The organism is Dactylosporangium sp. CS-047395, assembly GCF_050942185.1.
In the GTDB taxonomy this organism is placed as follows: domain Bacteria; phylum Actinomycetota; class Actinomycetes; order Mycobacteriales; family Micromonosporaceae; genus Dactylosporangium.
Genome location: NZ_CP192015.1, coordinates 2,861,061 through 2,875,796, shown reverse-complemented (window position 1 = coordinate 2,875,796; position 14,736 = coordinate 2,861,061). Strand labels below are relative to the sequence as shown.

General features: G+C 73.4%; 14 protein-coding genes. 11 read left to right on the top strand and 3 right to left on the bottom strand.

The features are described from left to right. Positions 1 to 76: 76 nt before the first annotated feature. From ACQP00_RS13420 to ACQP00_RS13410, 3 genes are all read left to right on the top strand, one after another. Positions 77 to 1,531 (top strand): MFS transporter, encoded by a 1,455-nt coding sequence (locus ACQP00_RS13420; protein ID WP_433218785.1) that lies wholly within the window; start codon positions 77 to 79, stop codon positions 1,529 to 1,531. Positions 1,532 to 1,609: 78 nt separating this feature from the next. Beyond that, positions 1,610 to 2,356 carry an MBL fold metallo-hydrolase gene (locus ACQP00_RS13415; protein WP_433218783.1) on the top strand — a complete coding sequence of 249 codons (747 nt, stop codon included), beginning with the start codon at positions 1,610 to 1,612 and terminating at the stop codon, positions 2,354 to 2,356. Beyond that, positions 2,356 to 2,964, top strand: a complete 609-nt coding sequence (locus tag ACQP00_RS13410) for a DedA family protein (protein ID WP_433218781.1) — start codon at positions 2,356 to 2,358, stop codon at positions 2,962 to 2,964. The genes ACQP00_RS13415 and ACQP00_RS13410 overlap by 1 nt, the downstream gene beginning before the upstream one ends. On the opposite strand, the gene ACQP00_RS13405 is transcribed toward ACQP00_RS13410, so the two are convergent. The 3 genes from ACQP00_RS13405 to ACQP00_RS13395 are packed head-to-tail and all read right to left on the bottom strand — an operon-like array spanning position 2,954 to position 6,027. Next, positions 2,954 to 3,733 (bottom strand): class I SAM-dependent methyltransferase, encoded by a 780-nt coding sequence (locus tag ACQP00_RS13405; RefSeq protein ID WP_433218779.1) that lies wholly within the window; start codon positions 3,731 to 3,733, stop codon positions 2,954 to 2,956. The two genes, ACQP00_RS13410 and ACQP00_RS13405, sit on opposite strands and share 11 nt — an antisense overlap. An 8-nt stretch (positions 3,734 to 3,741) precedes the next feature. Then, positions 3,742 to 5,799 carry an alkaline phosphatase family protein gene (locus ACQP00_RS13400; protein WP_433218778.1) on the bottom strand — a complete coding sequence of 686 codons (2,058 nt, stop codon included), beginning with the start codon at positions 5,797 to 5,799 and terminating at the stop codon, positions 3,742 to 3,744. Between the two features lie 42 nt (positions 5,800 to 5,841). After that, positions 5,842 to 6,027 carry a hypothetical protein gene (locus ACQP00_RS13395; RefSeq protein ID WP_433218776.1) on the bottom strand — a complete coding sequence of 62 codons (186 nt, stop codon included), beginning with the start codon at positions 6,025 to 6,027 and terminating at the stop codon, positions 5,842 to 5,844. 59 nt (positions 6,028 to 6,086) lie between these two features. Here ACQP00_RS13395 and ACQP00_RS13390 point away from each other — a divergent pair, with 59 nt between their 5' ends. From ACQP00_RS13390 to ACQP00_RS13355, 8 genes are read left to right on the top strand one after another with little or no spacing between them, the layout of a single operon-like run. Beyond that, a complete protein-coding gene (locus ACQP00_RS13390) occupies positions 6,087 to 7,574 on the top strand; it encodes a CHAD domain-containing protein (RefSeq protein WP_433218774.1) in 1,488 nt (495 codons plus the stop codon). A 44-nt stretch (positions 7,575 to 7,618) separates the two neighbouring features. Next, positions 7,619 to 7,975, top strand: a complete 357-nt coding sequence (locus ACQP00_RS13385) for an effector-associated constant component EACC1 (RefSeq protein WP_433218772.1) — start codon at positions 7,619 to 7,621, stop codon at positions 7,973 to 7,975. A 16-nt stretch (positions 7,976 to 7,991) separates the two neighbouring features. Then, positions 7,992 to 9,260 carry a YqgE/AlgH family protein gene (locus ACQP00_RS13380; RefSeq protein WP_433218770.1) on the top strand — a complete coding sequence of 423 codons (1,269 nt, stop codon included), beginning with the start codon at positions 7,992 to 7,994 and terminating at the stop codon, positions 9,258 to 9,260. Between the two features lie 2 nt (positions 9,261 to 9,262). Continuing rightward, positions 9,263 to 11,269, top strand: coding sequence for an SIR2 family protein (locus ACQP00_RS13375; protein WP_433218768.1), 2,007 nt, complete (start codon positions 9,263 to 9,265; stop codon positions 11,267 to 11,269). Positions 11,270 to 11,312: 43 nt separating this feature from the next. Further along, the gene (locus ACQP00_RS13370; RefSeq protein ID WP_433059712.1) at positions 11,313 to 11,654 is read left to right on the top strand and encodes a hypothetical protein; all 342 of its coding nucleotides are present in this window, start codon (positions 11,313 to 11,315) and stop codon (positions 11,652 to 11,654) included. A 17-nt stretch (positions 11,655 to 11,671) separates the two neighbouring features. Further along, positions 11,672 to 12,298: a hypothetical protein gene (locus tag ACQP00_RS13365; RefSeq protein ID WP_433218766.1), complete on the top strand. Its 627-nt coding sequence runs from the start codon at positions 11,672 to 11,674 to the stop codon at positions 12,296 to 12,298. A 13-nt stretch (positions 12,299 to 12,311) separates the two neighbouring features. Next, a complete protein-coding gene (locus ACQP00_RS13360; protein WP_433218764.1) occupies positions 12,312 to 12,890 on the top strand; it encodes an HD domain-containing protein in 579 nt (192 codons plus the stop codon). A 12-nt stretch (positions 12,891 to 12,902) separates the two neighbouring features. Further along, the gene (locus tag ACQP00_RS13355; protein ID WP_433218762.1) at positions 12,903 to 14,300 is read left to right on the top strand and encodes an FAD-binding oxidoreductase; all 1,398 of its coding nucleotides are present in this window, start codon (positions 12,903 to 12,905) and stop codon (positions 14,298 to 14,300) included. Positions 14,301 to 14,736: the final 436 nt, after the last annotated feature.

The window sequence follows — 14,736 nt, the reverse complement described above, 5'->3', positions numbered from 1 at the left end:
GGTAGCGCGCGTCGGAATCCGCCGCGAGGAGGAAAAAACATATGCAGAACCAGGCGGACGCCGCAGATTCGACCGCATGCGCAAATGGTCTGCCCTGACTGCCGTGTCCATCGGCACGTTCATGTTGCTCGTCGACGTCACGATCGTGACCGTCGCCCTGCCCGCTATCTCCCGCGACTTCGGGACCTCGCTCGGCGGGCTGCAGTGGGTCCTGGACGGCTACGCCCTCGCCCTCGCCGCGGTCCTGCTCGCCTCCGGTGCGCTCGCCGACGGGCACGGGCGCAAGAAGGTGTACCTCGCCGGGACCGTCGTGTTCGCCGCCGCCTCGCTGGTGTGCGCCGTCGCCCCCAACGCGGGACTGCTCATCGCGGCCCGGTTCCTGCAGGGCCTCGGCGGCGCGGCGATGCTCGCCACCACCGTGGCCATCCTCAGCGTCGCCTACACCGGCCGGGACCGGGGCGTGGCCTTCGGGATCTGGGGGGCCGTCAACGGCGCCGCCGCCGCGGCCGGCCCGATCGCCGGTGGCCTGCTCACCGAGCACTTCGGCTGGCGCTGGATCTTCCTGGTCAACCTCCCGGTCAGCCTGCTGGCGCTGTGGTTCACCATCCGAGGCGTGACCGAGTCCCACGGCCGCGCGCCCGAAGCCGTGCGCGGCGTGACCGAGTCGCACGGGCGGGCGAGCGAGAACCACAAGCTCGATCTCGCCGGTACCGTCACGTTCACCCTCAGCGCCGCCGCCGTCACGTTCGCCCTGATCCGCGGGGGCGACGCCGGCTGGGCCGCGCCGAGCACCCTGGCCGCCTTCGCCGTCAGCGCCGCGGCCCTCGTCGCGTTCATCGTCGTCGAGCGGCGCACCGACCACCCGATGCTCGACCTGCACCTGTTCGCGAAGCCGTCCTTCAGCGCGCTCATGGTCGCGGCGGTACTCGCACAGGCCTCCGCCTTCGCGTACCTCCCGTTCACCACGGTCTGGCTGCAGCAGTTCCTCGGCAAGGGCCCGGTCGACGCCGGCCTGGTCGGGGCGCTGCCGATGAGCGCGGCCTCGTTCGTCGGCGGCGCGCTCGCCGGCCGGTTCCTGCAGCGGGTCGCCCCGCGCTGGACCATCGGGATCGGCCTGCTGCTCATCGGGGCCGGCGCGCTCATGCAGGCCCGGCTCACCCCGGCGTCGACCGGCACGGCGCTCATTCCGGGTCTGATCGTGGTCGGCCTGGGCGTGGCCGCGGTCCTGCCGACGATGGCCTCGGCCGCCCTGGCCGCCGTCCCGCACGAGCGCAGCGGCATGGCCGGCGGCGCGGTGAACACGTTCCGCCAGCTCGGCTTCGCCCTCGGCGTGGCGGTGTTCGGCTCGGTCTTCGCCCACCGCCTGGAGGGCCGGCACGCCCCGACCGACGCGGTCAACCACGTCGTCGCCATCGCCGGGTTCGTGGCGCTGGCCGCCGCGGTACTGGTGCTGCTCGTGGTACGCACCGGCCGCCCGGCATGGGAGGCCCCGAAGCCGGCCACCGAGCCCGCCGTCAGCGAAACGGTTTAAGCCCGGCGCGGAGGCGCCGAAGCCGGCCGCCGAGCCCGCCGTCAGCGAAACGGTGTAGTCCCTGCTCATAATGTCTGCATGGACGTCACCTGGTGGGGACACGCGACCGTGGCCATCCGCGAGCGCGGGGTCACGATCCTGACCGATCCGGTGCTGCGCGACCGGCTCGCGCACCTGCACCGGCGGCGGGGGCCGCGCCCGCGGCTCGACCGGGCCCCGGACGCGGTCGTCGTGTCCCACCTGCACGCCGACCACTGCGACCTGCCGTCCCTGCGGCCGCTGCCGCCGGAAACGAAGCTGATCGTGCCGCGCGGGGCGGCGGCGTTCCTGCGCGCCAAGCTCGGCGAGCGGGACTTCGTCGAGCTCCGGGCGGGCGAGGAGACCAAGGTCGGGGACGTGACGGTGCGGGCGACGCCAGCCGCGCACGACGGCGGGCGCACCCCGAAGTCGAAGATCCGGGCGGTGGCCCTCGGCTACGTGGTCACCGGCGACCGCTCGGCCTGGTTCGGCGGCGACACCGGGCTGTTCGACGAGATGAAGGAGATCGGTCCGGTGGATCTGGCTCTGGTACCGGTCTGGGGCTGGGGCTGGACGCTCGGCCCCGGTCACCTCGACCCGGGCCGCGCGGCCGAGGCCATGCGCCTGGTCGAACCGGGGCAGGCGGTGCCGATCCACTGGGGCACGCTGTGGCCGATCGGCTGCGGGCGGGTGCGACCCGACCGGTTCCATCGGCCCGGCGACGAGTTCAAGGAGTTCACCCGCAGCGCGGCGCCGCAGACCGACGTGCGCGTGCTCGCGCCCGGCGAGAGCCTGACCGTTTCGTGATGATCACGTTCGGGGGGCTCGTCACCGCGGTGGCGATCATGTTCGGGATCGTCGCCGTCGGCTCGACGGTGCCGGTGCTGCCGACCGGGGCCGCGGTCAGCGCGACCGCGGTGCTGGGCGCGCACTACAGCCCGCTCGCGGTCCCGGTGGTGATCGCGGTCGGCGGGCTCGGGGCGTACGTCGGCGACGCCATCACGTTCACCATCTGCCGGGCCGGCGGCGAGGCGCTGACCCGGCGGCTGAAGCTGCTGCGCCAGCCGTGGAAGCTCGCCGAGACGGTGCGCGAGCGGCTGCACCGCCGGCCGGTGACCGCGCTGCTGGTGTCCCGGCTGGTGCCCGGCGGGCGGATCCCGGTGCTGCTGGCGGCCGCGATCGTGGGGCTGTCGTGGCGTACGTTCATCGTCTCCAACATCGCCGCGTGCCTGCTGTGGTCGGCCACGTACTCCGCGATCGGCCTGCTCAGCCGCAACGTCTTCCCGCAGCCGTGGCAGGGCGTGGTCTGCGCGATCATCGTCGTGCTGGCGGCCGGCCAGATCGCCGGCTGGGTCGAGAAGCGGCGTCAGCGCTCGGTGCAGGAGAACGACACCAACGCCGGGGTCACGCCGTAGCCTCGATGTAGATGGTCTCGTCGTTGCGCAGCACCTGGTCCAGGTCGGCGACGTCCGGGATCGCGCCGTCACGGTAGGCCCGCACCGCGATGCCGTCCTCGGCGAACCCGGCCGCGGTGAGCGCGTACGTGAGCTCCTCGCGGTCGTACAGCCAGCGGTGCCCGTACACGTAGAACAGCTGGTTGAACATGAACGCGCCGCGGGCCGGCATGGCGGGCGCCACTCCGGTGAGCGCGCGGTTCATCCGGCGGCGGTGCTTGCCGAAGAAGCCGTCGTCGTTGACGTAGGCCTGGGCGTACACCCGCAGATCCGGCGTGGTGATCCGCAGCAGGCCGCCGGGGCGCAGGATGCGCTTGACCTCGGTCAGCCAGGCGATGCCGGCCTTGAGGGTGACGTGCTCGATGAGGTGCTCGGCGTAGACCCAGTCGACGGTGTCGTCGGCGACCGGCAGCGCGCCGGTGATGTCCATCTCCATGAAGTACGCCGTGTCGTCCACCCGGTACACCTGACCGGCCTCGGTCCGGGTGCCGTCGCCCGCGGTGAGCGACACGAGGTCGGTGCCCAGCGCCCGCGGGTGGTTCGTCTTGAACGCGGCGAACTCGATGCCGGTCAGCCCGAGGCGGTCGAAGTGCGCGCGCTCCAGGACTTCGGCCGCGAACTCCGGTGCGAGTTTCTCGACCCGGGCCAGGTCCTCGGTGAACGAGTCGACCGTGACCGCCAGCTCCTGCGGGTCTTCCCAATTCCAGGGCCGTAAGGCGTCCTCAGACATGCAGCGATCTAAACACCTCGAACTCTGGCGGACAAGGGAAGATCCTTCTCGCGCGGCGCCGGCGCGGGCACCGGGGTGCGCAGCCCGAGCTCGTCCAGCCAGGCCACCAGCTGCTCGTGCACGGCGACCGGGCCGCGCAGCTCGGTCGGGGCGGCCGGCCACTCGGCCGGGTGCACCAGGATCGCCTCGGTCTGCCAGCCGCCGATGCCGCCGTGCGAGCCGACGAGCTCCTCGAACGCGGCCACCTCGTCGGTGCCGGGATCGACCCGGCTCACCACGACCACGTCGCCGACATGGGTCATGGCCTGGTGGGCGAGCAGGTCGGCGGCGGCGGACGGGCCGTAGGGCAGCAGCGGGTCGTCGCCCTCGACGCGCCCGCCGTCGAGGTGGTGGCGCCCGGCCGGGCCGATCGCCACCGGGCCGTCCGGCGTGCCGACGACCACGAGCCCGATGCCGGGATGCTTGGCCAGGCCCTCGACGAGGCCCGGGCGCAGCGACTCGACCTCGGCGAGGGTGGCGCGGCCGGGGACGTCGGTGAGGTACAGCATGGCCAGGTTCCCGGACGCGATCGTCACCACCTCGCCGCGGGGGCCGTCGGTGACCGGCCCGCACGAGCGCGTCTGGTGCGACACCCCGGCCAGCAGGGTGTTGGCCCGGCCCCACTCCTCGTCGTTCGGGCCGTGGGCGGCGGCCTCGACGCCGTTGCCGGCGAGGTCGGCGACGAGGCGTTCGAGCGTCACGCCGTACCGTTGGCTGAACGTCGCTCCTTGGCTCTGCCCATGGTCGGACAGCACGACGATCTGGTAGTCGCGGCCGGCCACCCGGGCGAGCTTGGCGAGCGTGCCGAGCACCCGGTCGAGGCCCTCCAGGGTCTGCAGGGCCTCCGGACGCAGCGGGCCGGCATGGTGGGCGACCTCGTCGTAGTCCACGAAGTCGCAGTAGATGACCGGGGCGCCGCGGCTCATCTGCTCGGCGATGAGCGAGACGTTGAGGTCGCGCAGCAGCACGTTGGTCACCGCGCGCAGGGCGACGTACGCGGCGGTGCGCGGCACCCGCGGGTACACGTTGCGGAAGCGCTGCCGGCGGGCCTGCTGCACCTCCTTGAGCATCTCCCCGACCGAGAGCACCAGCGCCCGCGCGAAGCCGTAGGGGCTGGCCACGAACGCGAGGTAGCCGCGCGCGGACCGGCCGGGCAGGGCGGCGTTGCTGAACGTGAGCAGGCTGGTCGGGGCGTCGCCGGAGAAGACGTTGCTGATGCTGACGCCGCCGTCGGCGAGCAGGCCGCGCCCGTCGGTGATGCGGGCCTCGACGTCGGCGGCGTCGCGCGGGCGGTTGGTGACGACGAGGCGGGCGCCGTCCTTCTCGTACCAGCGGAACGCCGGGATCTGGGTGAAGTCGCCGTGCATGATCCCGGCCTGGCTGGCGGGCGTGGTGGCCGGCATGCCGGTGTGCCAGGCGCGCATCGCGTGGCTGCCGGTGCGCACCCACTTGCCCAGGTTGGGCAGGTTGCCGGCCTTGACCGCCCAGGACAGCAGCGGCGCCGAGAGCCCGTCGAGCTGCACGATGAGCACGCCCGGCTCGGTGGCCGGGATGCCCCGGTGGCGGCGGGCCATCTGGCGCAGCGCCTGGCCGAGGAAGACGTCCTCGGACCCGGCGTCGGCCAGCCAGTTGATCAGGGCGGTGAGCGCGGCCGCGAGCCAGCTGGCGATCCAGGCGTCGGCGAACGAGCCGACCGTGACCCCGTCGGCCAGGCGCAGCGCGGTGAACATGACGACGGCCTGGATGATCACGCCGACGGCGAGGACGCCGACCCCGCCGACGAGCACCGCCACGCCCAGCAGCACCAGCCGCATGACGGTGCCGATCACGGCGAGCAGCACGGTGAGCTCGACGAGGGCCCAGGGACCGCCGGTGGCCGTCACGCCCGGTAGCGCCCAGAACACCACGGCGAGGACGACGAAGCTCGTCACGCCGGAGCGCAGCAGTGACTTGGCCCACGCGACCGTCAGCCGCCAGTCGCGCAACAACCGGATCGCGAAGCGTATCCGCCGACCGACGACCCCCACGGTGCAAGATTACGGCCGCCCCGCGGCGGGCCGCATCCGGCATCACACCGCGGTGGGGCTCAGCACCGCCTCCACGGCCTGCAGGTACCGCTCGGAGCTGCGCAGCGTCTGCTCGGCCGCTGCCCAGCGCTCGCCGGGGTGGACCGGGCGCGGCGCGGCGAGGACGTGCCGGAGCGCGGTCATCTCGGCGAGGTGAGCGTCGAGCAACGAGAGGAGGTCGTAGTGCACTCATCGTTTATCTCACGTTCACGTTCGCGTAGGAGCCGGTTCACTGGGAGAATGGGCTGATGGCCGGAAAGCTGGAAATTGAACGAAAGTACGAGCTGCCGGACGGCTTCGCCCTGCCCGACCTGACCGGGATCGGCGGGGTCACCGCCGTCGGCGAACCGGACGATCAGCGACTCGACGCCGTCTACTACGACACCGCGGGCCTGCACCTGGCGCGGGGCCGGGTCACGCTGCGCCGCCGCACCGGGGGCAACGACGCCGGGTGGCACCTCAAGCGCCCGGCCGGCGGCGACCGCAGCGAGCTGCAGCTGCCCGCCGGCAACCGGCAGAAGACCCCGCCCCGGGCCGTGGTCGACCAGGTCCGCGCGCTCACCCGCGGGGCTGACCTCTCCCCCGTCGCCCGCATCCGCACCCACCGCGTGGAGCGGGCGCTGCGGGCGGCGGACGGCAGCACGGTCGCCCTGCTCGCCGACGACACGGTGAGCACCGAGTCGCTGCGCAACGGCGCCGGCGGCGCCCGCGAGTGGCACGAGCTGGAGATCGAGCTCGTCGACGGCGACGCGGCCGCGCTGGAGCGCCTCGACGCCGCCCTGCGCAAGGCCGGCGCCCGGCCGGCCAAGAGCCCCTCGAAGCTCGCCCAGGCGCTCGGCCCCGACTATCCGGCCCCTTCCGCCGTCCAGCCCCGCGGCTCCAAGTCCCGCCAGGCCCTGGCCGCCTACATCGCCGCGCAGCGCGACGCGCTCGTCGAGCACGACCCGCACGTGCGCGAGGGCGACGCCGAGTCGGTGCACAAGATGCGGGTGGCGACCCGCCGGCTGCGCTCGACGCTCCGCTCGTTCCGGCCGCTGCTCGCCGGCGACAAGGACGGGGACCTCGACCGCCTGCACGACGAGATCAAGTGGGTCACCGGCCTGCTCGGCGACGTGCGCGACACCGACGTGATGGGCGAGCGGCTGGCCCACCTGGTGCACGAGGAGCCCGAGGAGCTGGTCCTCGGCCCGGTCGCCGCGCGGATCACCTCGCTGCTGGCGGCCAGGGCCGCCGAGGCCCGCCGGGCGCTGGTGACCGGGTTGGACAGCGAGCGGTACACCTCCCTGCTCGACGACATCGACGCGCTGGTGGCCCGCACCGCCACCCCGGAGAACGTGCCCCGCAAGCGGCTCATGGCCCGCGCCCGCAAGGCCCTGCGCCGCGCCGACGGCCGGATGGACGCGGCCCGCAGCGACGTGGAGAAGCACGAGGCGCGCAAGGCCTACAAGCGCGCCCGGTACGCGGCCGAGCTCGTCGCCCCGGTCGCCGGCGGCACGGCCACCAAGCTCGCCGACCGGGTCACCGACCTGCAGGACGCGCTCGGCGACCACCAGGACGCCATGGTGACCGGCGAGCTGCTCAAGCAGTACGCGATCACGGCGTACGGGGCGGGCGAGAACGCGTTCACCTACGGGCTGCTGCACGCGCGCATCGACGAGCACGGCCGCCGCTCGCTGGAGGACGTGCCGAAGGCCCGGCGCAAGGTGCGGAAGGCGGCGCGCGCCCTCTACGGGTGAGGCTCGGGTGACATCGGGTGTGAGGGTTCGATACTGTTCGAAGTGTGCAGTTGCAGATCCACCTCGAGCCCTCCGGGGACGGCCCTCAGCCCGATGTCGACGAGCTGCTGAACCTCCAGCGGTGGCTGGTCGGCGAGCCCGGCATCGTGCAGTCCGAGATCGGCCTGTCCACCGCCACCCGCCCCGGTGAGCTCTCCGGCGCCGTGGAGATCATCAGCCTGGTGCTCGGCACCGGGCTGTCGGTCGGGCAGCTGCTGCTCGCGATCTCCAACTGGCGGCGGACCCGGCCCGCGGCACCGGCGATCATCCTGACCCGCACCGACCCCGACGGGCGCTCGGTGCGCATCGAGTCGTCCGACCCGTCGGCCGTCGCCGCCGCGGCCCGGGCCCTCGACGGCTGAGGCCGGGCCGGCATCGGTGGCGGAACTGGCGGACCCGCGCGCGTCGCGGGCGGTGCTCGTGGGCGGGGCGCGGTACGGGTCGCTGCCCGAGGTGCCGGCGATCACGCGGAACCTCAACGGGCTCGCCGGGGTGCTGCAGGACCCCGACCTGTGGGGCCTGGCGCCCGAGCACTGCACGGTGCTGCACGACCCCGACGACGCCCGCGAGGTGTCCCGCGTCCTGCGCCGGGCCGCGGAGGAGACGGCCGCCGAGGGGATGCTCGTCGTCTACTTCGCGGGGCACGGGCTGGTCGACCCGGTCGACGGCTCGCTGGTGCTGGGGCTTCGGGACACCGATCCGGCGGTACCATATGAGGCCGGTCTGCCCTTCGAACTGATCCGGCGGGCCGTTGCGGGCAGCCGGGCCCGGCGCCGCCTGGTCATCCTGGACTGCTGCTATGCCGGTCGCGCGGCCGGCCACCTCGCCGCCGGGGAGTCGGGCACCCTGGCCGTCGCCGACCAGGCCGGCACCGACGACACCTGCCTGCTCGTCTCCGCCCCGCGCAACCGCGTCGCCCAGGCCCCGCCCGGCGAGCCCTACACCGCGTTCACCGGCGAGCTGCTGCGGGTGCTGCGCGGCGGGCTGCCGGACCGGCCCGCCGTGCTCGACGTGCGCACGGTGTGGCGGGAAGTCACCCTGCGGCTCCGCGAGCGCGGCTTCGAGCTGCCGGAACTGCGCTCGGCCGGCGACGAGCTGCCGCTGATCCACAACGCGGCCCGCCACCACCGCGACATGGTCGGGCGGATCGTGGTCGCCACCGCCGCCGTCGAGGACCGCGACCTGCGCCAGGCGGCGGTGCTGATCCTGCGCCACGACCGCGGCCGGGGCGCCGTCGGCGTGCGGATCAACCGGCCCACCACCGACCCGCTGCCGGCCGACATCCCGCCGGGCTGGCGGCGGCTGTTGACCACGCCGGCCGTGCTCTTCGACGCCGGGCCGCTGAGCCGGTACGAGGGGTTCATCGCCCTGGCCCGCCTGCGCCCCGACGTCGAGCCGCCGCTGCGGTGGCGCCCGGTGCGCGACCGGATGGGCGTGATCGCGCTGTCCGCCGACCCTCAGCCGCTCGCCCCGGTGATCGCCGGGATGCGGCTGTTCTCCGGCTATCTCGGCTGGGGCCCCGAACAGCTGGAGGCCGACATCGACGGGGGCCTGCTGCTGCCCAGCGACGCCGACGTGCGCGAGGCGCTGTCCAGCCGCCCGCGCGACCTGTGGACGACCCTGCACGCCCGGGCCGCGGGAGAGTGAGCATGGAGCTGAGGCTGATCGACGAGCTCGTGACCGCGATCCGGCACGGCGGGACGGTCACGCTCATCCTCGGGGCCGGCATGACGATGCCCGCCGTGCCCGGGCTGGCCGAGCTCGTGGAGCTGGCCGACCGCTATGCCGCCGGACTCGGTGACGACGGCGAGCTCACCCAGGCGCTGCGCCAGGCCCGCGCCGGGCTCGACCCGCATGCCCTGCCGATCCAGGTGTACCTCGCGTACCGCCGGGTCTTCACCGCCCGCCGCTCCCCCGGCGAGTTCGACGTGGTGGCCCAGCAGGCGGTGCTGGCCGGCTACCGGGCGCCCGACCTGAACTCCTCGCCGCTGGCCACCCACGGCATCTGGCAGCGCGTCGACCTGCGCCTCGGCGAGCGGGTCGAGAACAGCCTGGACTGGTGGGAGGTCCCGGCCGGCGTCCGCGCGGTCGGGCGGCTGCTCGCCGGGCGGCCCGACGAGTTCGGCAACAGCATCCTCACCACGAACTTCGACCCGCTGTTCGAGGTCGCCGTGCGCCAGACCGGCCGGCAGGCGCTCAGCGTCCCGGTCGCCCCGAACGGCCGCCCCGACCGCCGCCCCGAGGGCGAGGGCGCGGTGCAGGTCTTCCACCTCCACGGCTTCTGGCGGCCGGTCAGCGAGGAGGTCCGCTCGCCGCTGCTGCACGACCCGGCGCCCGACGCGACCGCGACCGAGGACCACGCGCGGGCGCTCGGCGACCTGATCACGGGCGATGTGGTGCTCGTCGTGGGGTACAGCGGCTGGGACGACGTCGTCACCAGCGCCCTGCGCGCCGTGGCCGCGTCCCGGCCGGTCCGGGTGCTGTGGGCGCTGCACGACGCGGCCCCGCTGCGGCTGCCCGACCGCCTGGCCGGGCTGGTCGAGTTCTTCACCGACGTGCACGGCGACGACCTCTTCACGGGCCTGGCCGACCGGCTCGAGGTGCCGCCCGCCCGCCCGCGCGTGGACCCCCGCCGCCGGGTGCGGCACCTCGACTGGGAGCGCGAGCTGTTCTCCCAGCCCGGCAACACGGCCCCGGAGGCGGTACTGCCGCTGCTCCGCCAGCTCGAACGCCGGTACGGCTGGGGCGTGGACTGGACCGCCGAGCCGCAGCGCCCGCGGCTGCTCTTCTGGCCGGTCCGGCTGCGGGCCCGGGCCTCGCTGATCAACGCCGTGCAGGCGCTGACGGCCGCCGCCCTGAGCGCCCGCGGGGTGCGCGTGGCGGTCTGCCTCGACGACTTCGGCGTGGCCGGCCGCGAGGAGATCGCCGCCACCTTCGCCGCCGACCTGACCCGCTGGATGCGCCGCGTCGACCCGGCCGCGGCCCCGCAGGTCGCCTCGCTGCAGGACTACGTGGCCTCGGCGCCGGTGTCGCTGCAGCGCCCGACCGACCCGTGGTCCGTGGCCCGGGTGTTCTACGGCGAGCGGAACCCGTCGCTGTACAGCGTGCTGGCCGCGATCAAGGTGGTGCCGCACCTGGCGCTGCACGACCTCGAGCGCAACGCCGGGGCGATCGTGCAGACCCTGCTGAGCAAGGACGCGAACCGGCTGCTGACGCCGCTGACCACCTGGGCCTATCTCCATCATCTGCTGGAGACGGAGCCGGCGGCGGAGGTGATGGCCTACGCGGGCAGCGACGAGCGGCTGCTGTGGGAGCAGTTCCGCGAGCATTTCGGGCTGGGCGGGACGTTGCTGTACAACCCGTACATCAAGCACCTGACGAACGAGTCGCGGATGGTGCGCTGGTCCTCACCGGCGGAGCTGCGGGCCTACCTGACCTCGACGCGGGACCTGCCGGGGTGGGGTGAGGAGGGTGGGTACGTGCACTGGCTGGTGCAGAACGCCTTCCTCCTGCCGCGCTACCTGACCGGCGAGTCGTTCCCGGAGGCCGGCGGGTACCACCTGGACTCCTGGTCCGCCTTCGCCGCCGCCCTGGACGCCGGCGTGCCCGTGCTCGATCTGCTCGCATCGGACATCTCCGACTTTTATCTCGGATAACACCCGCTCGCTGTGCTGGCGGGATGCGGGTAGCGTTTGTGGCATGACGGTGGGGGTCCTGTCGGCGAGCGGGATTGATCGCTGCGTGTCGTTATTGGGCGAGGAGCTGACCGCGTACATCGCGGGGGCCGCCTCGGTGAGTGAGTTCCACCGCTGGCGCGGCGACCGGCGGCGGTGGGCGGAGTTCTCGGCCCGCCTGCAGAGCGCGGTGGAGGTGGCGGACACCTTCGCGCGCGCCAACCGGCTGGGCACCGCGGCCGGCTGGCTGCGCGAGGTCGGCGCGGCGGGCATCGCGGGCCGCTCCCCCGCACGGCTGCTGCGCGAGGCGACGGGTGACACCCTGAAGCGTGTGATCGTGGCGGCGGAGCGTTTCACGAAGCGGTGACGCGTACGCTGTTTCCTGTGCTGCTCTTGGAGCACCAGGACATCGGCGGAATCCTGGACCGCCTGGTCGCCGACGTACGCGCGGGCCGGTTACCGGCGGGCGCGCCCTACCGGCACGTCAACGGCTTCACGAAGATCGTCGCCGCGGAGCACCCCGACGGTTCGCGCCTCACCCTGCACTACTGGCCGGCCGCCCGCTCGCAGCGCGAGCACGTCTCCCGCCCGCACGACCACCGGTTTCCGTTCAGCTCCGTCCTGCTGGGCGGGCGGCAGCACTTCGTCGAGCTCGCCGAGACGCCCTCACCCGATCCTTGGCGGCGCTTCGCCTACCGGCCCTACCTGGGCGGGCGGATCGCGCACGTGGGGTACACGGGAAGCATCGGCTTGGAGCCCTTTCGCACCGTCTCGCGGGAGCCGTTGCGGGGCCTCTACGAGACGACCTCGGACGTCGTGCACCAGGCCGTGACGGACCGGAGTGAGGCCTGCGCCACGCTGGTGCTGCGGGGCCCGCGCGAAAAACGGCGGTCGCGGGTGTACTACCGGCCGGACGAACCCTCCCCGCGAGGCGGCATCCAGCTCGGCCGCCGGCTCGCCCCGGACGAGGTCCTCCGCCAGCTGGCGGACGTCGTCGCCATGATCTCCTAGCGGGCGACCGGCCGTGCTGTCACCGCGGTTCGAGGAGGCGCTGGCGTACGCCGCCCGCCGCCACGGCGCGCAGGTCCGGCACAACACCGGCACGCCGTACGTGTCGCACCTGCTGGCCACCTGCGCGATCGTGCTCGAGGAGGGCGGCGGCGAGACGGCCGCGATCGGCGCGCTGCTGCACGACGTGCTGGAGGACCAGCCGACGGGGCGGGGCGCGCTGCGGGAGGCGTTCGGCGACGATGTGTACCGGATCGTCCACGACTGCACCGACGCCGACGCCACCGAGCGGACCGGCCTGACCTGGTGGGAGCGCAAGCGCGAGCACCTGGGCCGGATGAGCACCGAGGCGGGCGCCGAGTCGCTGCTGGTCATCGCGGCCGACAAGGTGTGCAGCCTGCAGTCCCTTGTGGACGATCTGCACCGGTTTGGGCCGGCGTTGTTCGACCGGAGCGCGCGGTCGGCCGGCGAGCTGCTGTGGAACTACCGCGAGGTACTCAAGATCCTGGAGGGCAGGCTCGGCGAACGGCCGGTCGTGGTCCGCCTGCGGCGGCTGGTGACGGAGTTCGCGGTTGCCGTCGATGCGCGCCGATGACAAGATCGGCGCGTGCGCCTGGACCTCACGCCCCTCGGGGGCTTCGCCGGTGAGCTGCTCACGCCCTACGACCCCGCCTACGAGGGGGCCCGCGTCCTGTTCAACACGCGCGTGCGCACCCGGCCCGCGCTGATCGCCCGCTGTGCCGACGCGCAGGACGTTGCCGCCGCGATCAGGTACGCGCGCGAGCAGCACCTCCCGATCGCCGTGCGCGGGGGCGGGCACCACGCCAGCGGGCTGTCCCTTGTGGAGGGTGGCGTCGTCGTCGACGTGCACGGGCTCGGGCAGATCGACTTCGACCCCGACGAGCGGACCGTCACGGCCGGGCCCGGCGTCGGCTGGCGCGAGCTCGACCGGGTCACCTACGCCAACCACGGCTTCGAGCAGGACGGCATCCAGTACGGCCTGGCCGGGCCGGGCGGCGAGTGCCCGACCGTCAGCAACGCGGGGTACACCCTCGGTGGCGGGTACGGCCCGCTCGGGCGCACCTTCGGGCTCGGGCTCGACCACCTGATCGAGGTGGAGATGGTGAACGCCGACGGGGAGACGCTCGTCGCCAACGAGCAGCAGCACGCGGACCTGTTCTGGGCGCTGCGCGGGGCGGGCGGGGCCGGGTTCGGGGTGGTGACGAGCCTGAAGTACCGGCTCAACCCGCTGCCGAAGACCGTGTTCGGCGGCTGGGCGGCCTGGCCGATCAGCCGGGCCAAGGAGGTCTTCGCGGCCTACCGGGACATGTACGCCGGCCGCACGGACGAGCGGCTCGCGCTGTGCCTGCTGCTGAGCACCGAGCCGTACCCGGAGGGCGAGCCGGTCGTCGCGCTCTACGGCCTGTACGTCGGGGAGGTCACCGAGGGCGCCGCCGCCGTCGAACAGGCGATCGGCGGGCTGGGCGAGCCGTCGTTCGGCGGGTTCGGCGAGACCGGCTACCTCGACCTGATGACCGGCATGGGCGAGGAGATCGTGTACGGGCTGCAGTCCAAGTGGCTCGGCGGGTACTTCACCGAGCAGGGCTTCGACGAGGCCGCCTTCGACGTGCTCATCGAGGGCTTCCGGCGGGCCCCGTCGGGGTTCTCGATGGTCCGCTTCGACCTGCTCGCCGGCGGCGCGATCGCCCGCGTCCCGGCCGACGCCACGGCCTTCGTGCACCGGGACAGCCTGCACTACGTCTCCGCGATCGCCCAGTGGCAGGGCGACGAGGAGACGGACGCGAACGTCGCCTGGATCGACGACTTCCACGAGGCGCTCCGCCCGCACCTCAACGGCGAGGTCTACCAGAACTACGCCGACCGCGACCTGCAGGACTGGCCGGCGGCGTACTACGGGGCCAACTACCCGCGCCTGCAGCGGGTCAAGGCCGCCTACGACCCGCAGGACGTCTTCCACCACCCCCAGTCCATCCGCCTCCCCTAGGCGCTCGGCCCACAGACTGTCCATAGTGGACCGAGGTTCGACAGTTAACTGAAAAAGCCGAGGTTGACACCCCTGGCGGGGCCGGACGAATGTAATGGGCAACGGCCCGGCAGCCGGGCGTGCCAGACCTTCGGGTCCGGCGCGGTTCGGACCGGCCGCCGGCCGGAAAGCCGTACAGACACAGCGGTCCCGCGCTCCCTCGAGCGGCGACCCCGTAGACGGGCGGTCCCATCGCGGGACCGCCCGTCCGGCTTTTCCCAGGCAATCCGGGCGAGGGTCACCGATAGGGTGACCCGGCATATGTCCGTTTGAACCCGAATGACCGCGCGGCCGCGCTGGAAACGCGCAGTTAGTTAGCCGTCAGCAATCGATATCCGCCTATTCGGATATGTCCATGTTGACGGCGATCAGGGGCGATTCTGCGGCGATTGACATA

Excerpts from the sequence above, each read along its gene's own strand:
- ACQP00_RS13420 (WP_433218785.1), top strand. The coding sequence starts at position 77 with ATGCGCAAATGGTCTGCCCTGACTGCCGTGTCCATCGGCACGTTCATG.
- ACQP00_RS13415 (WP_433218783.1), top strand. The coding sequence starts at position 1,610 with ATGGACGTCACCTGGTGGGGACACGCGACCGTGGCCATCCGCGAGCGC.
- ACQP00_RS13410 (WP_433218781.1), top strand. The coding sequence starts at position 2,356 with ATGATCACGTTCGGGGGGCTCGTCACCGCGGTGGCGATCATGTTCGGG.
- ACQP00_RS13405 (WP_433218779.1), bottom strand. The coding sequence starts at position 3,733 with ATGTCTGAGGACGCCTTACGGCCCTGGAATTGGGAAGACCCGCAGGAG.
- ACQP00_RS13390 (WP_433218774.1), top strand. The coding sequence starts at position 6,087 with ATGGCCGGAAAGCTGGAAATTGAACGAAAGTACGAGCTGCCGGACGGC.
- ACQP00_RS13375 (WP_433218768.1), top strand. The coding sequence starts at position 9,263 with ATGGAGCTGAGGCTGATCGACGAGCTCGTGACCGCGATCCGGCACGGC.
- ACQP00_RS13370 (WP_433059712.1), top strand. The coding sequence starts at position 11,313 with ATGACGGTGGGGGTCCTGTCGGCGAGCGGGATTGATCGCTGCGTGTCG.